The organism is Hyphococcus luteus (assembly GCF_002943565.1).
In the GTDB taxonomy this organism is placed as follows: domain Bacteria; phylum Pseudomonadota; class Alphaproteobacteria; order Caulobacterales; family Parvularculaceae; genus Hyphococcus; species Hyphococcus luteus.
The window spans coordinates 366,772-384,937 of sequence record NZ_PJCH01000005.1 but is presented as its reverse complement, the minus strand read 5'-3'; the positions used below and the strand labels follow the sequence as shown (position 1 = coordinate 384,937).

Sequence of the window (18,166 nt, the reverse complement as noted above, 5' to 3'; positions counted from 1 at the left end):
TGTGTGGCGAAGCGCTTAGGCCTTGCGGCGGCGCGACGCGAAGCCGAGACCGGCGAGACCGCTGAGGAGCAGCGGCAGCGCAGCCGGAAGCGGCACGACTTCTGCGGAGACGTACTTCACGCGGAAGCCGTCGCCAGAGCCGCCCGGAATGGTGGCGACCAGGAAGCGATAAGCTTCCGTTATGCCCGAAAGATCGATGGTTTTGAAGCCTTCGATGCCATTGCCCGTCGCAGACGCCAGCAGGGTGCTGATCGACGTGATGGAGGACAGGCCGCCGCTGGTGATCGCCGTCACAGCCGCGTCATTGGTGCCATAGATGCGGATGTCGTCGTAGAAGCCGGCGACAGAAAGCGTGATGCTGTCGAGCCAGGCCGCCGAACCGAAGTCAAGCGCGATGGCTTCGTCGTCGCCGACATTGTCGAGCTGCGCGAGCTCATGATCGCCGGTCTTGACGCCGAGGCCGAGGGCGGTCTGGTGCAGAACCGGCGCGACCGGCTCTTCGGTGTTGATGGCGGTCGCCTCCAGCCAGGCCGGGCCGCTGGTGAAGACCTCGTCCTTGCCGATGTCGCCGCCGCCGCCGCCAAGGTAGAAGGTTGCGGCGTTCGCAGCCCCGAACATTGCGGCGCTTGCCGCCGCTACGGATAAAAATTTCAAGAGTTTCATGAAGATAATCCCCCTAAATATTAGGTTAAACATAGTTTCCGTCAGTAAAGACGGAAGCGTGCACAAGTAGCCCGTTAAAGGTGTTTCGGCGCCTTGCCCACGCCCCAGCAGTTGTTTTTTACCGGAATGTAATCTTTGGGTTGTGGCTGGCGCGCGCCTCTTTGCGGCGCGGCCGGCGCTTGCCATTCATGAGCCGATCCCCTATATCCCGCCGAAATCTCGGGAAAATAAGACCTTTCCCGCGTCCGCCGGCACGACCCCCAGCTGAAAAATTGGGACGGGGCCGGGGATGTCCCGCCGCCGGAGTAACGCTCCCGCGGCGGCGATTTGCGTTTGGAATAAAGGATTTTGGCGTTGGACTATCGCGTCGCCTTTGCGGATCAGGACTGGGCGCCGGCCTTTGAGGGCACGGCCCGGGCGAAGCATGTCTCGCGCGGCGGCAAGACGTTCCGCCTCCTTGAGCTCACCCCGGCCTCGACCCATCTTGACTGGTGCGAGGCGGGCCATGCGGGGCTCGTGGTCGAGGGCGAAATCGAGATCGAGTTCGACGAGGCAGGCCCCGTGCGTTTCGCCGCCGGCGACGCGCTGATGATCCCCGACGGCGCCGCCGACCGTCACCGGCCGCGCGCGCTTTCGGAGCGCGCGCTCCTGTTCCTGATCGAAGACGAAAAGGCGAATTGATGTTTGATTCTTTAAGCGACCGGCTAGGCGCAATCTTCGAGGGGCTCAGAGGAAAGGGCGCCCTTGAAGAAAAAGACGTCAACGAAGCCCTGCGCGAAGTGCGCGTCGCGCTTCTCGAGGCCGACGTTGCGCTGCCCGTCGCCAAGGATTTCATCGCCAAGGTGAAAGAGCGCGCCATCGGCGCGGAGGTCCTGCGCTCGGTGACGCCGGGCCAGCAGGTCGTGAAGATCGTCCATGACGCGCTGGTCGAGATGCTCGGCGGCGAAGACGCCGACCCGTCTCTGTCCTTCGCGACGACCCCGCCGGCGGTGATTATGATGGTCGGCCTGCAAGGGTCCGGCAAAACCACCTCCACGGCGAAGATCGCCATGCGGCTGCAAAAGCGCGAGAAGAAAAAGGTCTTGATGGCCTCGCTCGACACGCGCCGCCCCGCCGCGCAGGAGCAGCTCGCGATCCTCGGCGAGCAGGCGGAGGTAAAGACCCTGCCGATCATCGCCGGGCAAAGCCCCCGCGACATCGCCAACCGCGCCATCGAGGCGGGCAAGCTCGGCGGCTATGACGCGGTGATGCTCGACACGGCGGGCCGGCTTTCCATCGATGAACAGTTGATGACCGAGATCGCCGACATTCACGCGGCGACGCATCCCATCGAAACGCTGCTCGTCGTCGACTCGCTCACCGGACAGGACGCGGTGACGACGGCGGAGAAATTTAAAGAGCGCGTCGACATTACCGGCGTCGTCATGACTCGCATCGACGGCGATGCGCGCGGCGGCGCGGCGCTCTCCATGCGCGCGGTCACCGGCGCCCCGATCAAATTCGCCGGCGTCGGCGAAAAGCTCGACGCGCTCGACGCCTTCGAGCCCAAACGCATGGCCGGCCGCATTCTCGGCATGGGCGACATCGTTTCGCTGGTCGAAAAAGCCTCCGAGGAAATGGACGCCGAGAAGGCGGAAAAAGCCGCCAAGCGCATGGCCAAGGGCGAGTTCGATATGAACGACCTCGCCGATCAGTTCAAACAGATGCGCAAAATGGGCGGCATGGGCGCGATCCTCGGCATGCTGCCCGGCATGGGCAAGATGAAGAAGATGGTCGATCAGGCCGGCGGCCTCGACGACAAGGAAGTGATCCGCCAGGAAGCGATCATTTCGTCGATGACGAAAGCCGAGCGCAAAAAACCGGCGCTGATGAACGCCAAACGCAAAAAGCGCGTCGCCGCGGGCTCCGGCACGTCGGTTCAGGAAGTGAACAAGCTTCTGAAAGCCCATCGCCAGATGGCGGACATGATGAAGAAGATGGGCAAGGGCGGCATGAAAGGTCTCGCCGCGCAGATGGGCCAGATGGGGATGGGCGCCGGCGCTAACCCGTTCGGTGCGGGCGGCGGACCCGATGCCGCCGCGCTCCTCGAACAGGCGAAAGGCGCCAAGGGCAAGTCCGGCAAGGATGACGCTCCGTCAGCGGACGATCTCGATTTCGAGGCCATCGAAAAGGCGCTCTCGGGCCAGGGTCCGATGCCGCCGGGCCTCGGCGGCCTGCCGGGGAAGAAGAAATGAGCGCGACCAAAAACGTGCATATTGATGACGTAGCGCTTGCCAAGCTATCCAAGCTGGTTGGGGCGACGGTATTTTTTTCATCTACTGAGGCTGCGATCTCTCCTTACGGATTCTCTATAGCTGATCTTTATGTTTTCCCAGTTGGCGCAAGCGAACACTGTTTAAGGCTTCAGTGGGAATATGACTACATAGAAGAGCCGTACACGCCGTTCTCACGCTTCCTCCTGGCTACAGAGAAAAAGTCTGAGGAATCGGAGAGCGTGGGAATTTGGCTGGCGAGGCCAAGTCAAGATGAACAAGATTACGCCCACGCAGAGAGTATAAAAAAACCGGGCATGTGCACGCTCACCACGGGGTATCGAAATAAGGTGGCGCAGATTCATATTTTTGAATTTGCAAGCCACTATGAAACCTCAGAGACAGACAAACGCGAAAGCATTAACAATGTTCTTTATGACGGGGCGTTGCTGATTGAGCTTGCTGCGCCGTATTCCCTTTATCTTCGTGCGGTGGAATCAGAAATCGCCGTCAACAACTTAGCTGCGGCAACTTTTTTACGAACACACCAGCTTTACGAATTCATGTCTGAACGTCGTGTGCGTTTGTCTCTTGGTGAACCGCAAGAGCGATTCAAGCTTCCTCATGCCTAACCGTTATCTATCCAAGCTCAGAAATTGAATAAAAGAAGGAAAGAACCAACATGTCTTTGAAAATCAGACTGGCCCGGGGCGGGGCGAAAAAGCGCCCGTTCTATTCGATTGTTGTCGCTGACTCGCGCAATCCGCGCGACGGCCGGTTCATCGAAAAGATCGGCACTTACAATCCTCTGCTCGGCAAAGACGACGAGAAGCGCGTTCAGTATGACGCCGAGCGCGCCAAGCACTGGCTCGACAGAGGCGCCCTCCCGACCGATCGCGTCGCGCGCTTTTTCTCCGCGCAAGGCCTCGTGAAATGGCAGCACGGGAACAACCCGAACAAAGCCAAGCCGGGCCAGAAAGCCCAGGAGCGCGCCGCGGAAAAAGCCGAGAAGGAAGCCGCCGCCAACGCTCCCGCTGAAGCGCCTGCGGAAGAGGCGCCGGCCGAGGAAACAACCGCCGACTAACAAGGCTTTCGCCGCCTCCTTCGCCGTTGAGGAACCATTTCGCCCGCCCCCTGTTGGGGGAGGGCGTGGTTTCAAAGCCGGCGCGCGCCCCGATAAGTCCGGGGTTGCCGCGTTTGCCGCGCCGGCCAGGCAAAGGAGTTTGACGATGAAAATGCTTGCAACCCTGTTGGCGATGCTCGGCATGAGCATGCCTCTGTCGGGCTGTCTTCTCGGCGCCGCGGCCGGCGCCGGCGCGGTCGCCGCCGATGAGGCCAATGAAAACGACGGGAATTTCGATCCGCTGGAAGAGGCCTATGACGGCGACCCGGACACCAGAGGCCCGGCCGACGTCATTGACGACGACGACGACTAATCGTTGCGGTCTGTCTAAAAGAAAAAGGCGCGCTTTTTTGAGCGCGCCTTTTTTCGTTTCCCGTCCAAAAAACGAAGGCCCCGAAGGCGGCGCGCATGTTACGCAAGGCGCAGATCCTTCAGGGCCTTCTTTTTAGCAGAGCGGGACCCAGTGCTTGGGGCCGTCGGTCCCGTCCTGCTCCCCCATAAGGCTTCCCCCAACGAGCCTTCTCCCCCTGGCGAAGCGCCTGGCGGCGCCCGGCGCCTCGCCGGGAGGAGAGACGCCCGGCTCAGTATTCCCCGCCATTGAAGGCGGCGATGGCCGGCGGCATGGGCGGGCGCGGATTGAAAGGGCTTTCAATATTCGCGAGGTCCTTGCCGATTTCGAATTCGGCGCGCGCCGTCGCGATCGCATAGAGCCGGTCGCCCGTATCGGCTGAAACGGCGCGGAGAGTTTCAGCCGTCGCGTCCGGCGCGGCGGCGACCAGCGGCCCGAAGACATTGTCGAGCTTTTCCATGCGGGCGTCCGCCTTGCGGCCGGCGCGCTCGGCGAGCGCCAGCGTGAAGTCGGCCTGATCCCGGTCGAGATCTTCGTGGATCAGCTGCATCAGCGTCGAATGGCCGGGCGTTTCGGCCCTGGCGGTGGAATTGGCGCTGACCGCGGCGGCGAAGGCCATCATGCTCAAGTAAAGGGTACGGTTGGTCATCTCTCTCTCCTTTTTGCCGAAGCGCGTCTCAGCGCCTCGGTGAATTAACCATAGAGAGGGCCCGTCAAATCGCCTGTGATGCGCGTCACAGCTTTGTTTCGGTTCACAAAATCGCCTTGATTGCGTCTGCTTCCGCCATCTTTGACGGCGCGTCCGGACAGCGCGCATTGACGCTTTTCCTTGCGTGTGAAGGGCGGGCCTGCCTAATCTCCCGCCTTTGATTTCAGAGTGTTGGAGGGGCGTTTCGTGATTTCGGACATAATCGGGTCGGTGAATAATGTGGTGTGGGGCGTGCCCATGCTGGTGCTGCTGCTCGGCACGGGGCTCTATCTCACCATCGGTCTCGGCTTCATGCCGATCCTGAGGATTCCTTACGCCTTCCTGCAGCTTGTCCATGGCGGGCGCCGCCACGCCAAGGAAGAGGGCGACGTCTCGCCCTTCGGCGCCTTGATGACGGCGCTCTCCTCAACCGTCGGCACCGGCAACATCGCCGGCGTCGCCGTCGCCATCGCCATCGGCGGGCCCGGGGCCCTGTTCTGGATGTGGATGACGGCGCTTGTGGGCATGGCGACGAAATACGCTGAGGGCGTCCTCGCGGTGAAATTCCGCGAAATCGACCATGACGGCCGCCATGTGGGCGGACCCATGTATTACATCAAGAACGGCATGGGCCGGGCCTGGATCTGGCTTGGCGTCCTGTTCGCCATTTTCGGCATCTTCGCCTCGTTCGGCACCGGCAATTCCATTCAGGCGGTCTCGGTCGCCGATGCGTTGAAGTCGAGTTACGACATCCCCGTCTGGGCGTCGGCCGTCGTCATGACGGCGCTCGCCGCGGCGGTCATTCTCGGCGGCATCAAGCGCATCGCCAATGTCGCCGGCAAGCTCGTTCCCTCCATGGCGGCGTTCTATTTCATCGCCGGGATCATTGTTCTCGTCTTGAACATCGACGCCGTGCCGGATGCCTTTGCGCTCGTCGTCAAGCGCGCTTTCGGCTTTGACGCGGCGGTGGGCGGCTTTTCCGGCGGGCTTTTGATGCTCGCCATGCAGCGCGGCGTCGCCCGCGGCATCTTTTCGAACGAGGCGGGGCAGGGCTCGGCGCCGATCGCCCACGCGGCGGCGAAAAACAAGGACCCCGTGAACCAGGGCATTATCGCCATGCTGGGCACGTTCATCGACACCATCGTGATCTGCTCGATCACCGGTCTTGCGATCCTGTCCACCGGCGTCATTCCGGCCGAATGCAATGCGATGACGATCCTCACCAATGACGTCCTGCCGGCGGTCTGCGACACCGGCCCGCCGATCACCATCTCCGCATTCGAAGCCGCCCTGCCGGGCGTCGGCGGCCATCTGGTGACGGTCTCGCTGGTGCTCTTCGCCTTCACCACCATTCTCGGCTGGAGCTATTACGGCGAGCGCTGTGCGGAATATCTGTTCACCGAAAAGGCGGTTCTGCCTTACAGGATCGTCTATGTGGCGATTATTTTTATCTCGTCCATGGTGCTCTATGCGGGCGAGAATGTGGATGCGGTCATCAATACAGTCTGGCTCGCCACCGATACGCTCACCGGCCTGATGGCGGCGCCGAACCTCGTTGCGCTCCTTGCCCTGTCGCCGCTGGTGTTCAAGCTGACCCGCGAATATTTCGCGCAGGAGAAGGCCGAAAGAGCCAAAAAATAAGCGGACGCAACACAAGCCGTTGAATTAAGGGGCCTCACCTTGTGTTGAGGCCCCTTCCGCTTGCGGCGCCCCGCCGGGCGCCGCTAGTCTGGCGGCGAGCCTTGAGGAGTTTTTCGAGATGAAATTCGGCTTTGCAGCAGCGGCGAGCCTGATGGTTCTGAGCGCGGGCGCCGCGTTCGCCCAGGATGAAGTCGATTACGGCAGCGTTTACGCGCGACTCGGCGCCGGCGTCAGCTTCGTCAGCGATTGGGAGCAGGATTACGCCTTCTCGCCCGCGCCAACCTCTTCGTTGAATTGCGCGCCTGCAGATCCGTGCGCCGCCGTGGTGCTCGGCCCTCCTTCGGGGCAGACCGTGTTTCTCGGCAATGACTGGACGGCCGCCGCCGCGCTCGGTTTCGACTACGCAGACGGCATCCGCACGGAGCTCGAATATCGCTACGCCAAAACCGGCGTCGAAAGCGCAGCTGTCGATTACGCCGAACCCTTGCCGCAATTGTCGGCGGGCGATGACGATATCGTCGCGCAATTCCTGATGGCGAATTTCTTTTTCGATTTTAACAACAGCACCGCCGTCACGCCTTTCATCGGCGGGGGCGTTGGCGGGGCTTTCGTAAGCAGCCGACGGGATGAGACTGACGCCGCCCTTGCCTTGCAAGGGCGGGCGGGATTGTCGTTCGAAGCGGGCGACGAACTCAATTTCGATCTTGAATATATTTATCTCCGCACGAACGAACTCGACTTCGGGCCGCGCGCCGAGACCTTCCCGGCGGGCGATTTCGAGATAAGCACGTCCGGCGAGCGCTATCGGGCGTCTTCCGTGATGGTCTCGATCCGCAAGGCGTTCTAGCGGGCCCATGAGCATCGAACTTTATCTCGCCTTTGTCGCGGCGACCGCGCTCCTGATCATCACCCCGGGGCCGGTGGTGGCGCTTGTGGTTGCGACCAGCGTGCGCTGGGGCGCGCGCCGGGCCTTCTGGATCATCGCCGGCACCGCCTCGGCTTCGGCGATCCACATGGTGCTTATCTGTTTCGGCCTGTCGGCGCTGCTGGCTCAGATTGGGCAGGCGCTGTTCTGGATCAAATGGATCGGGGCCGCCTATCTCTTCTATCTCGGCGTTAAAGCCTTGCGCGAGCACGCGACGCTTTCCCCTGACGATGTCGACGCCGCCGCGCCGGCGAAATCCCCGCGCCAGCTCGTCGCCGAAGGGTTTTTCGTGGCCTTGCTCAATCCGAAAGCGCTGATTTTCTATGCGGCGTTCTTTCCGTTGTTCGTGTCGGCCGATGCGCCGGCGTTGCCGCAACTTATGCTTATGGCGGCGACCTTCCTCGCCATCGGCGCGGTGATCGATTCGGGCTGGATTCTCACCGCCGACCGGGCGCGCCCGCTCTTCGCGCGCATCGGGCGCTGGGGCAACCGCATCACCGGCGGCGTTCTCATCATGGCGGCGGCGGGGCTCGCCCTTTCCCGCAAATAGGATTTTTCCCTTATGAGACGTGTTTTGCTCTCGATCTTTCTTGGGATCGTTGCAGGCGCTGTTGCGCTGGGGCTTGCGGTCGGCGACGCCCTTTACGGATGGACGCGCGCGCCGCTTGCCCCGCGCGGCGACTGGGCGGGTTTTTTCAGCGCCGCCGCGGAACGCATTGACGAAAAAGCCAATGGAAACGCTGCTTTCGTGCTGATCGACGGCGGCGAAATCCGGGGCATGCATTTCTTCTCCGTCGGCGAAGCGGTTAATCAGGACAGTCAATTCCAGGTCGCGTCTCTCTCGAAATGGATCACCGCTGTCGGCGTCATGACGCTGGTGGAGCGCGGCGCGGTCGATCTCGACGCGCCGGTTTCCACTTACCTCACGCGCTGGTCGCTGCCGGAAAGCGACTATGACAATGACGGCGTGACCGTGCGGCGTCTTCTGAGCCATATGGCGGGACTGACCGACGGTCTCGGCTATGGCGGCTTCGCCCCGGGCGAGCCGGTGCAGTCGCTTGAAGACTCGCTGACCAAGGCAAGCGACGCGTCGCCGGGTGCTTCCGGCGTCGTGAAAGTCGGCGCCGAGCCGGGCGAGGCGTGGGCCTATTCCGGCGGCGGTTATGCGCTCCTGCAGCTCATCATCGAGGAGGTCTCGGGACGGTCTTTTGAAGACTATATGCAAGAGGCGGTGCTGGCGCCTCTCGGCATGAACGACTCGACCTTCGTTTATGACGAGACCTACCCCCATGTCGCGGAAATCTATGATGTCGATGGAACATTCGCGACTCGCTACGCTTTTTCCGCGCCCTCGGCGGCAGGCTTCTATACGACCGTCCATGACATGGCGCGCTTCCTTCTGGCGCATTTCGAAGGAAGCGACGGCGCGCCGGCGGGCCGCGGCGTATTAACGCCGGAAACCCTCGCCATGATGCGCGCGCCCGAGGCCTATCTTTACGGCGCGCCGTCCTGGGGGCTTGGCGTCATTCTCTATGCGCCGGACGGGTCCGGCGATTTTGTCGCCGGCCATGACGGCAACAACGATCCGGCGATCAATACGGCGGCCCGTTTCAATCCCTCCTCGAAGGACGGCGTTGTCCTGCTCGAGAGCGGCAATGCGCTTCTCGCCTCCGAGATCGCCGGCGAGTGGGTGTTCTGGGACACCGGCAAGGTGGGCAATCTGACCGTGGCGATCGAGGCGACGGAGACCCTGCAAAAGGCGGCGCTCGCCGGCGCGGCGGGCCTTCTCGCCGGTTTTGCGGGCGGCATGGTCCTGTTCCGCCGCCGCCAGGCTTGATCTCGCCTTTTTCCTGAAAAACAGGCGGCGTAAATGCGGAGATGGGCGCTTGCGCCGCCTTCAAAACCGGCCGGCAGTGCGCTAGACCCTCGCGCGACGAATTCAATCCATACTGTCCGCGAAGGAGAAATTCACATGGCCCGCAAGAAAATCGCCCTCATCGGCGCCGGCATGATCGGCGGCACGCTCGCCCATATCGCCGCCCAGAAAGAGCTCGGCGATGTCGTCCTGTTTGACATCGCCGAGGGGATCCCCGAGGGCAAAGGGCTCGACATCGCCGAAAGCTCGCCCATTGACGGCTATGACAGCCGCCTGAAAGGCACGCAGGATTACAAGGATATCGCCGGCGCCGATGTCTGCATCGTCACGGCGGGCGTCGCCAGGAAGCCCGGCATGAGCCGCGACGACCTTCTCGGCATCAACCTCAAGGTGATGAAATCCGTGGGCGAGGGCATCAAGGCGCACGCCCCGAACGCGCTCGTCATTTGCATCACCAACCCGCTCGACGCCATGGTCTGGGCGCTGCAGAAATTTTCGGGCCTGCCTGAGAACAAGGTGCTCGGCATGGCCGGCATTCTCGACTCGGCGCGTTTCCGCTATTTCCTCGCCGAAGAATTCGATGTCTCCGTGGAAAGCGTCACCGCTTTCGTGCTTGGCGGCCATGGTGACACCATGGTGCCGCTGGTGCGCTATTCGACGGTCGCCGGCATCCCGCTGCCCGATCTTGTGGAGATGGGCTGGACCAGCCAGGACAAGATTGACGCCATTGTCGAGCGCACCCGCAAGGGCGGCGGCGAAATCGTCGGGCTTTTGAAAACCGGCTCGGCCTATTACGCGCCGGCGGCGTCGGCGATCCAGATGGCGGAAAGCTATATCAAGGACAAAAAGCTGGTTGTTCCGTGTGCGGCGAAACTGTCCGGCCAGTACGGTCTTAAAGACCTTTATGTGGGCGTGCCGATCGTGCTCGGCGCCGATGGCTGCGAGCGCATCGTCGAGGTGAAATTCAACCCCGATGAAAAAGAAATGTTCGACAATTCCGTTGCGGCCGTGAAGGAGCTGATGGAAGCGTGCGTCAAGCTCGATCCGAGCCTCGGCTAGGAAAGACTGCTTTCGGTTTTGAAAAGGGCGCCCTCGGGCGCCCTTTTTTATCGGCCGGTGCTGTAAAAGCCTTGCGTATAAGGCCGCGAGGCATAGCCCTTGCCGGAATAGAACCCTTGCGTCCTGAGATGGCGAATGCGCCGCCAGGGCGCATCGAGCTTGACGGTGACGTCGCATTTCGTCGGGGCGGGCTCGTCGCCCATGAGCGCGTCTTGCGCCGGGGTTTCATGCGCGCGCCCCTTGATGAGATTGACGCCTTCGACCGATTCAAAGCTGAGGCCCGGCGTCATCGAGGCGCGTTCGGCCTTGCTGCTGGTGGTCAACAATTTCGGTCCCGGCTGCGCCATGGCGCCCGTCGCGCCGGCGGCAACCGCGGCGCCCGCAAGCGCGCCTGCAAGAAAAGCTGATGCCCGCATTTCTAAACTCCATACCTGCCACATGTTCCATGATGGGACTCGTCTTCCTTGCCTGCAAGCTGACTTGCGGTCTGTGCGGCCGGTTTAATGCGCGGGCGACGCCTTTCGCGTGCGCGCTGCGCCGGCTATTCGCTTTAAAGGCGTAGCGCAGCGGCGGCGCATCGGTCTAAAAAGCGAAAATGAAGTTTCTTTATTCGCACCGCACCCGCGCCGCCGACGGCCAGCAGGTTCACATCCGGGCGCTGACGGATGCGCTCGCCGCGAGCGGCCATGATGTTGTTATGGCGGGCCCGGACGGCGCGAATGAAAAGCCGCTCGACGCCAAAGACGAGCGCGGTTTGAAAGCGCTCCTGCCGGGACCGCTCTATGAATGCGCCGAGTACGGATACTCTTTTCCGGCCTTTCTGCGGCTGATGAAAACAGCGAAAGCGTCGCGTCCGGATATTCTTTACGAGCGCTACAATCTTTTCTTTCACGCCGGCGTTTGGGCGAAGCGCCGGCTCGGCCTGCCGATGATTCTCGAAGTGAATGCGCCGCTCGCCGAAGAGCGCGCCGCGCACGGACATTTAGCGCTTAAAAATTTCGCCCGCAAAAGCGAGGCCGCGATCTGGCGCGCCGCCGACATGGCGCTCCCCGTCAGCGGCGTCCTGGCGGCCCGGCTCGCCGCGGCGGGCGTTCCCGAGCCCCGCATCGACGTCATCCACAACGGCGTCGAAGAGGCGTTTCTGAAGCCGGCGGCGGGCGCGCTTGTGCGCGCCCGCTACGGCCTTGAAGAGCAAACCGTGCTCGGTTTTGCGGGCTTCGTGCGCGACTGGCACGGGCTCGATCGCGCCGTGCGCTTTCTGGTTGAAACGGGACGCGAGGATGTAGCGCTGCTGATTGTCGGCGACGGCCCGGCGCGCCCCGATCTTGAAAGGCTCGCTTCGGAACTGGGCGTCAGCGCGCGCGTTCATTTCGCCGGCGTCGTCCAGCGCGAGGAAATGCCGGCTCATCTCGCCGCCTTTGACATTGCGCTACAGCCCGCCGTCACCGATTACGCCTCGCCCTTGAAGCTCTTCGAATATATGGCGCAGGGGCGCGCCGTCCTCGCGCCGGATCAGGCCAATATCCGCGAAGTCTTAACCCATGGCGAGGACGCCTTGCTGTTTCCCGAAGGCGGCTTTGAAACCGCGCTCGCCGCGCTTGCGCAAAGCGGCGCCCTGCGGCAAAGGCTTGGGGCTGCGGCGCGCGAGACGCTTATCCGCCGCGACTTCACCTGGGCCGGCAATGCAAGGCGCGTCGAAGCCATCGCCGAAAGACTGAAAGGAACGCGGGCATGACCATCCGCATCGACACCGAACGGCTTCGTCTGCGCCCGCTCGCGCCGGAAGACTGCGAAGCCCACATCCAGATGATGCTCGACCCGGCCGTTGCAGCGACGCTCAGCCCCACGGGCGGGGCGCAATCGCGGCATGATTTGTGGCGGCAATTCGCCTCCTATCTCGGCCATTGGGATATTCGCGGCTATGGCTGGTTTTCCGTCGAGGAAAAAGCGACCGGCGCCTGGGTCGGGCGCGTCGGGCCGTGGATGCCCGAAGGCTGGCCCGGGCTGGAATGCGGCTGGAGCATTGCGCGGTCCCATTGGGGGCAGGGTTATGCGCCGGAAGCCGCGGTCGGGGCGATTAAATGGACGTTTGATCAGTTCCCGGACCTTCCCCGCATCATTTCGTGCATCGCCCCGGCCAACGCCAACAGCCAGGCTGTCGCGAAGAAGATTGGCGAACAAAAAACCGCGGAGACGTTCGAGCTGTGGGACATGAGCCTCGACATCTGGGCGGCGGACCGCGCGGCGTGGCTCGCCCGCTTCGGATGATTTTCAGCGCGCCCAAAAATTCCACTTGAAATCCTCCGGAAATTGACGATTTGATTTCATCGCCGTCGAGCCGTTCGCCCCGGTCGCGATTGCGACAAAGGCAAAGTCAGTGCGCGGGCGCGCCGGCCGCGAATGCGGCCGAATCTAAAGTCTGCGCGCATGGGCGCGCGGGGGCTGCCGTCCCCTTTGTCCGGCTTGGAGACTATCCGGGAAATGATGCTTGTTCCGACTTACGTCGCCCCGAGCGACGTCGAAGGCGTTGGCGTGTTTGCAAGCGAACCTGTTAAAAAGGGAACCCTGATCTGGCGTTACGAGCCTGACTTCGATCGGCTCGTCCCGGCTCGCTGGCTCAGCGAACAATCCGCAACCATGCAGGACTTCCTGATGAAATACGCCTATCCGGCGCATGACCGGCCCGACATGCTGGTCATCGAAATCGACAATGGCCGGTTCATGAACCATACGCTTTCGCCGAATACGGATTTTACGAAAGTCGTCGAAGGCTATGCGATTCGCGATATTGCGGCTGGTGAGGAGTTTTTGTGCAATTATTCCGAATTCGATCCGGAATTTGCGCTTTTGCCCTCCATGGTTGCAGCTTTTGCGAAGACGAAGGCGCTGGCGAACGGATTTGCGGACCAGTAGCCGCAGGCGGTTGAGGTTGACCTTCTCTCTCCAACGCTGATCATTCCCAGCAAAACCGAAAGAGGGGTCTTCCATGTTGAAACGCCATGCCGCCGTCCTGTCGGCAGCCGGACTTGTTTTGTGTTGCGCGAACATCGCCATAGCCGAGGACGCGCCGTCCCTGACGGAGCGGCAAGCGCAAACCGTCGACCGGCTGATCGACGCCGGGCTCGAGGACGATGTCGCCTGGGAAGTCCTTGAAAGCGTCACCACCGAAGTGGGCCCGCGCCTTGCGGGGTCCGAGGCCGAGGCGCGCGCCCGCGACTGGGGCGCGGCGAAGTTGAAACAGCTCGGCTTTAAAAATGTGCGCATCGAGACTTACGAGATGCCTTACTGGGAGCGGGTGAAAGAAGAAGCGGAAATCGTCTCGCCTTTTCCCCAACCGCTTATCGTGACGGCGCTCGGCAATTCCATCGCTACGCCGGAAGGCGGACTGACGGGCGAGGTCGTGCGCTTCCGCACGCTGCCCGAGCTGCAGGCCGCGCCGGAAACCGGCCTTGAAGGCAAGATCGTTTTCGTCGACGAGCCCATGGCGCGCACCCAGAACGGCTCTGGCTACGGAACCGCCGTTCAAAAGCGCAGCCAGGCGGCGGTCGAAGCCGGCAAGCGCGGCGCCGTCGCGGCGCTGATCCGCTCCGCCGGCACCGACTCGCATCGCAATCCCCATACGGGCGGCGCGACGCGCGGCGGCGCGCCGACGGCGGTTCCAACCGCGGCGCTTTCCAATCCTGACGCCGACCAGCTCGCCCGCGCCGTCAATCGCGCGGAAGGGCCGGTCACGGTGCGTCTCGATCTCCAGGTGAAAACGGCGGAAAGCGTTACATCGGGCAATGTCATCGGCGAAATTCCCGGCAAGACCGACGAGCTCATCGTCGTCGGCGGGCATCTCGACAGTTGGGATCTCGGCACCGGGGCCATCGACGACGGCGCCGGCATCGCCATCACGACGGCGGCGGCGAAACTTGTCGGCGATCTCCGGGGCAAGCCGACGCGCACCATCCGCGTCGTCATGTGGGGCGCCGAAGAAGTCGGCGTTTACGGCGGCGCGGCTTACGCCGAAGCCCACAAGGATGAAATCGACAAGCACATTATCGCGGCGGAATCCGATTTCGGCGCCGGGCCCGTCTGGCGTTTCGACACCGGCGTCGCCGAAGCGGCGCTGCCCAAGGCGGAAGTGATTGAAAAGGCGCTGCGCCGTCTTGCGATCATTCCGGGCGACAATCATGCGCATGGCGGCGCCGATATCGGCGCCATTCGCGGGCTCGGCGTGCCGGTGGCGGGGCTCGTGCAGGACGGAACCGATTATTTCGATCTCCATCACACGCCCGATGACACGCTCGACAAGGTCGACCCGGCGGCGCTGCGCCAGAATGTGGCGGCCTGGGCGGCGTTCATCTATCTGGCCTCGGAGATGGACGGCGATTTCGGCCGTCTGCCGGTTGCGCAAGAGGAATAGCGGTCTCGCGCTTTTATCCCGCCTCGGCGACGCGCTTCAGCTTGGCGAGGCTTCGCTCCGAGGCGGGCCCCAGCGCCGGCTCGGCGAAATAGCTCGCATAGGTCCAGAACGGTTTCAGCAAAAACGGCGCATGGTCGCGCAAGTTGGAATCGAGCGACCAGACGACGCGCACCGCGCCGTCCTCATCGGGGAGCAGGGTGAAGGCGCTGTCCGTTTCGCCGAGGCCGGCGAGACGGGTGCGGGTGACGAGCCGCGCCGGTTCGGCGGCGGCGACGATTTCCTGGGTGAAGCGCGCCGGCAGGAGGTGCGCGCTTTGAATTTCGAATGCCTGGCCGGCGCCGTTCAGATGATCATCCGCCTGCGGAGCGATGCTGGAGAGGGGCGCCCACTCCTTCCAGCTTTTAAGATCGCTGATGAGCGCGAAGATTTTTTCCGGCGGCGCATCGATGACGACGTCGCGCTCCACATGGGCGCGGTCGGGCAGGACATAGCCGAGCGCAAACAGCGCGATCAGCAACGATGCGACGTTTTTGAAAAAGCTCCCCGCCATCGTTTCCCCCTGATGCGCGTGAGAAAAGGGTAACAGCGGCATGCGCAAGAGTCACCGTTTTCCGCGCGGGGCGCGGGGCGCCGGGAATTTCCGAAAAAGATGAAGGGCTTGCTCCTTAAGAGCGCAGGCGCCCGCCTGTCCGCTCGATAAAATGTGAAAGCGATCCGTTATCATGTGATGGCGGAGACGCGGGCCGGGGCTTACGGCGCCCGCGCCCCGGGTGGTAAAGCCTTGCCGCTCAAATCCCGGAGGATGCGCTGGTGACGCCCCATACCGACCCCGAGATCGCCTTTGCGCGTCTGACTGACATCGCGCCCGGCGAGATTATCGCGCATATGTCCGACCCCCGCGTCGCCCGGCACATGCCGCTCCTGACGGGCGGCTGGGACCGGCGCGTCTGTGATGAATTCGTCGCCGCCAAGGAAGAGCGCTGGCGCCGCGACGGCCTCGGCCACTGGGCGTTTCTCAGCGACGGCGCCTATGCCGGATGGGGCGGATTTCAGAAGGAAGGCGATGAATGGGATTTCGGCTTGGTGTTGAAGCCTGAGTGTTTCGGGCTTGGCGCGCGCATTGTCAGAAAGGCGATCGGCTTTGCCATCGCCGATAAACGCATTCCCTATGTGACGTTCCTGCTGCCGCCGTCGCGCAAGCAGCTCGGCGGGCTTAACCGGCTCGGCGCCGCATTTGTAGGCGAGACGGAGTATGACGGGGCCGTTTTCCTGAAATACCGTCTGGACACCGAATAAACGAAAGCGCGGGCGGGATTTAGGTCCCGCCCGCGCTGGTTTATCGGTCTTGTCTGTTGAGGCTTACGCGTTCTTGGCGCGGCGATCGACCTTTTCGGTGATCCGGGCCGACTTGCCGCGGCGCTCGCGCAGGTAATAAAGCTTGGCGCGGCGCACCTTGCCGCGGCGCACGACGTCGATGGAGTCGACCAACGGCGAATAGACCGGGAAGACCCGCTCGACGCCTTCGCCGAAGGAGATTTTGCGCACGGTGAAGCTTTCCTGAAGGCCGCCGCCGTTCTTGGCGATGCACACGCCTTCAAAGGCCTGGATGCGTTCGCGCTCGCCTTCGCGCACTTTGACGTTGACGCGCACGGTGTCGCCCGCGGCGAATTCCGGCACGTCCTTGCCGAGCTCGGCCATGTGTTCTTTTTCGAGTTCTTCGATGATGTTCATCGCTTCGGTTCCTTGTTCTTGCCGCGCCGGATAGGACCGTCGGATGAAAACCTCTCGGCGAGGTCCGGTCGTCGCGTCCGCGTTATTTCTTCCGCTTTTTTGCGCCGCCACTCGGCGATTTTCTGGTGATCGCCTGAGAGCAGCACGTCCGGGATGGCCCGGCCCTCGAATTCGCGCGGGCGCGCATATTGGGGATATTCCAACAGCCCGCCCTCAAAGCTTTCCTCCCCGAGGGAGGAAGCCGAGCCCAATACCCCCGGAATGAGCCGGACGCAAGCCTCGATCAGGGCCATGGCGGCGATTTCTCCGCCGGCGAGGACGAAATCCCCGATCGAGACTTCCTCGACGTCCCGGGCCTCGAAAATCCGTTCGTCGACCCCCTCGAACCGGCCGCATAGCGCTATGAGGCCGGGTCCGTGGGAAAGCTCCCTCGCGCGGGCCTGGGTGAAGGGTTTCCCCCGGGGCGAAAGGCACAGGATCGGCCGGTCGTTTCGGGGAACGGAATCGATGGCGGCGGCGAGGATGTCGGCCCGCATGACGAGCCCGGCGCCGCCGCCGGCGGGCGGCGCGTCCACCGAGCCGTACTTATTGTCGGAAAAATCCCGGATATTGACCGTATCGAGCCCCCACAGGCCCTCGCCCGCGCTCCGTCCGAGGATGGAGGCGCCCAAAGGCCCCGGAAACAGCTCCGGATAGAGAGTGAGGACGGTGGCCTGCCACATGATGGCCGGTCAGATGGCACGGGGGGCGGGGCTGCGCAAGCTAGGAGGCGAACGCCGGTTCTGCGCGGTCGTCATCGGGTGCGCGCGAGGAGAGTTCTGCAACGAGGTCCGGGATCGCCGCGAAAGCGGCTTCCTTGGATGCGCGGTGGCGCGCGTCGCCGAACTCCTGATATTCGATGCCGACATGGCGGATGTGATCCGCGCCGAGATATTTGGCGCAGGTCCGGATATGCGGCACCAGATGGCCGGCGCTTTCGTTGAGCCCGCCCGGCGCGAAGCCGAATTCGCCGCTCGACGTCAATACCGCCAGCGTTTTGCCGTTCAAGATGGGTTCGAGCGGCCGGTCGCCGCGGGCGAGGTCGAACGAAAACGTCTTGTTGATGCGGATCACCTGATCGAACCAGGCCTTCAGGGCGGCGGGCATGCCGTAATTATACATCGGCGTCGCGATGACGATGACGTCGGCGGCTTCGAGCTCGCCGATCAATTCGTCCGACAGTTTCAGCACGGCGTGTTGATCCGCGCTGCGCTCGCCCTTTTCGAACGCCGCGGCGAGGAACGCTTCCGAAAGCGCCGGCGGGGGCGTTGCGCCGACGTCCCGGCGGATGAGTCGGTCGTCAGGCCGCAAGGCGCGCCATTCGTCGACAAAGCGGTCGGCGAGGGCGCGGGTCAGGGACGATGATGTGTTGGCGCTGGCGTCCAGTCTCAAAAGCGTGGGCATGTCGCGGC

22 protein-coding genes are annotated in these 18,166 nt (G+C 63.0%); 15 read left to right on the top strand and 7 right to left on the bottom strand.

Annotation, left to right across the window (positions count from 1 at the left end; all coding sequences use genetic code 11):
* Positions 1–15: 15 nt before the first annotated feature.
* Entirely contained in the window at positions 16–663 is a 648-nt protein-coding gene (locus tag CW354_RS06750; protein WP_165793562.1) for a VPLPA-CTERM sorting domain-containing protein, read from the bottom strand.
* Positions 664–1,017: 354 nt separating this feature from the next.
* Between CW354_RS06750 and CW354_RS06745 the strand changes: the two genes are divergently transcribed.
* From CW354_RS06745 to CW354_RS06725, 5 genes are all read left to right on the top strand, one after another.
* A complete protein-coding gene (locus CW354_RS06745; RefSeq protein WP_104829271.1) occupies positions 1,018–1,344 on the top strand; it encodes a cupin domain-containing protein in 327 nt (108 codons plus the stop codon).
* On the top strand, positions 1,344–2,897 hold the full coding sequence (ffh, locus tag CW354_RS06740) for a signal recognition particle protein (protein ID WP_104829270.1): 1,554 nt from the start codon (positions 1,344–1,346) through the stop codon (positions 2,895–2,897). Before CW354_RS06745 ends, ffh begins: the two co-directional genes overlap by 1 nt.
* Complete coding sequence (locus tag CW354_RS06735; protein WP_104829269.1) at positions 2,894–3,547, top strand: hypothetical protein; 654 nt, start codon at positions 2,894–2,896, stop codon at positions 3,545–3,547. The genes ffh and CW354_RS06735 overlap by 4 nt, the downstream gene beginning before the upstream one ends.
* A 50-nt stretch (positions 3,548–3,597) precedes the next feature.
* Entirely contained in the window at positions 3,598–3,999 is a 402-nt protein-coding gene (gene rpsP, locus CW354_RS23970; protein WP_104829268.1) for a 30S ribosomal protein S16, read from the top strand.
* 145 nt (positions 4,000–4,144) lie between these two features.
* Positions 4,145–4,351 (top strand): hypothetical protein, encoded by a 207-nt coding sequence (locus CW354_RS06725; protein ID WP_104829267.1) that lies wholly within the window; start codon positions 4,145–4,147, stop codon positions 4,349–4,351.
* 268 nt (positions 4,352–4,619) lie between these two features.
* Here the strand turns inward: CW354_RS06725 and CW354_RS06720 are convergent, their stop codons facing one another.
* Entirely contained in the window at positions 4,620–5,036 is a 417-nt protein-coding gene (locus CW354_RS06720) for a hypothetical protein (RefSeq protein ID WP_104829266.1), read from the bottom strand.
* A 246-nt stretch (positions 5,037–5,282) separates the two neighbouring features.
* On the opposite strand from CW354_RS06720, the gene CW354_RS06715 reads away from it, so the two are divergent.
* The 5 genes from CW354_RS06715 to mdh all read left to right on the top strand — a co-directional run bounded on the left by CW354_RS06715 (position 5,283) and on the right by mdh (position 10,576).
* Entirely contained in the window at positions 5,283–6,716 is a 1,434-nt protein-coding gene (locus CW354_RS06715; protein ID WP_207764701.1) for an alanine/glycine:cation symporter family protein, read from the top strand.
* A gap of 118 nt (positions 6,717–6,834) precedes the next feature.
* The gene (locus CW354_RS06710; RefSeq protein WP_104829265.1) at positions 6,835–7,563 is read left to right on the top strand and encodes an outer membrane protein; all 729 of its coding nucleotides are present in this window, start codon (positions 6,835–6,837) and stop codon (positions 7,561–7,563) included.
* 7 nt (positions 7,564–7,570) lie between these two features.
* On the top strand, positions 7,571–8,191 hold the full coding sequence (locus CW354_RS06705) for a LysE family translocator (protein ID WP_104829264.1): 621 nt from the start codon (positions 7,571–7,573) through the stop codon (positions 8,189–8,191).
* Positions 8,192–8,203: 12 nt separating this feature from the next.
* A complete protein-coding gene (locus CW354_RS06700) occupies positions 8,204–9,478 on the top strand; it encodes a serine hydrolase domain-containing protein (RefSeq protein WP_104829263.1) in 1,275 nt (424 codons plus the stop codon).
* A gap of 135 nt (positions 9,479–9,613) precedes the next feature.
* Positions 9,614–10,576 carry a malate dehydrogenase gene (gene mdh / locus CW354_RS06695; protein ID WP_104829262.1) on the top strand — a complete coding sequence of 321 codons (963 nt, stop codon included), beginning with the start codon at positions 9,614–9,616 and terminating at the stop codon, positions 10,574–10,576.
* Positions 10,577–10,623: 47 nt separating this feature from the next.
* Here the strand turns inward: mdh and CW354_RS06690 are convergent, their stop codons facing one another.
* Positions 10,624–10,992, bottom strand: coding sequence for a hypothetical protein (locus tag CW354_RS06690; RefSeq protein ID WP_104829261.1), 369 nt, complete (start codon positions 10,990–10,992; stop codon positions 10,624–10,626).
* A gap of 179 nt (positions 10,993–11,171) precedes the next feature.
* Between CW354_RS06690 and CW354_RS06685 the strand changes: the two genes are divergently transcribed.
* The 4 genes from CW354_RS06685 to CW354_RS06670 all read left to right on the top strand — a co-directional run bounded on the left by CW354_RS06685 (position 11,172) and on the right by CW354_RS06670 (position 14,984).
* Complete coding sequence (locus CW354_RS06685; RefSeq protein ID WP_104829260.1) at positions 11,172–12,311, top strand: glycosyltransferase family 4 protein; 1,140 nt, start codon at positions 11,172–11,174, stop codon at positions 12,309–12,311.
* Positions 12,308–12,844, top strand: coding sequence for a GNAT family N-acetyltransferase (locus tag CW354_RS06680; RefSeq protein WP_104829259.1), 537 nt, complete (start codon positions 12,308–12,310; stop codon positions 12,842–12,844). Before CW354_RS06685 ends, CW354_RS06680 begins: the two co-directional genes overlap by 4 nt.
* Before the next feature lie 213 nt (positions 12,845–13,057).
* Positions 13,058–13,489, top strand: coding sequence for an SET domain-containing protein (locus CW354_RS06675; protein ID WP_104830023.1), 432 nt, complete (start codon positions 13,058–13,060; stop codon positions 13,487–13,489).
* Positions 13,490–13,562: 73 nt separating this feature from the next.
* Complete coding sequence (locus tag CW354_RS06670) at positions 13,563–14,984, top strand: M20/M25/M40 family metallo-hydrolase (RefSeq protein WP_104829258.1); 1,422 nt, start codon at positions 13,563–13,565, stop codon at positions 14,982–14,984.
* A gap of 13 nt (positions 14,985–14,997) precedes the next feature.
* On the opposite strand, the gene CW354_RS06665 is transcribed toward CW354_RS06670, so the two are convergent.
* Complete coding sequence (locus CW354_RS06665; protein ID WP_165793561.1) at positions 14,998–15,534, bottom strand: SRPBCC family protein; 537 nt, start codon at positions 15,532–15,534, stop codon at positions 14,998–15,000.
* 335 nt (positions 15,535–15,869) lie between these two features.
* On the opposite strand from CW354_RS06665, the gene CW354_RS06660 reads away from it, so the two are divergent.
* Positions 15,870–16,280: a hypothetical protein gene (locus tag CW354_RS06660; RefSeq protein WP_423793526.1), complete on the top strand. Its 411-nt coding sequence runs from the start codon at positions 15,870–15,872 to the stop codon at positions 16,278–16,280.
* Positions 16,281–16,343: 63 nt separating this feature from the next.
* Here CW354_RS06660 and rplS read toward each other — a convergent pair whose 3' ends face one another.
* Genes rplS through CW354_RS06645 form a run of 3 tightly spaced genes read right to left on the bottom strand, consistent with a single transcriptional unit; the run spans position 16,344 to position 18,158 of the window.
* Positions 16,344–16,715, bottom strand: a complete 372-nt coding sequence (gene rplS / locus CW354_RS06655) for a 50S ribosomal protein L19 (protein WP_104829256.1) — start codon at positions 16,713–16,715, stop codon at positions 16,344–16,346.
* Entirely contained in the window at positions 16,712–17,440 is a 729-nt protein-coding gene (gene trmD, locus CW354_RS06650; RefSeq protein ID WP_104829255.1) for a tRNA (guanosine(37)-N1)-methyltransferase TrmD, read from the bottom strand. Before trmD ends, rplS begins: the two co-directional genes overlap by 4 nt.
* Positions 17,441–17,477: 37 nt before the next feature.
* A complete protein-coding gene (locus CW354_RS06645) occupies positions 17,478–18,158 on the bottom strand; it encodes an FMN-dependent NADH-azoreductase (protein WP_104830021.1) in 681 nt (226 codons plus the stop codon).
* Positions 18,159–18,166: the final 8 nt, after the last annotated feature.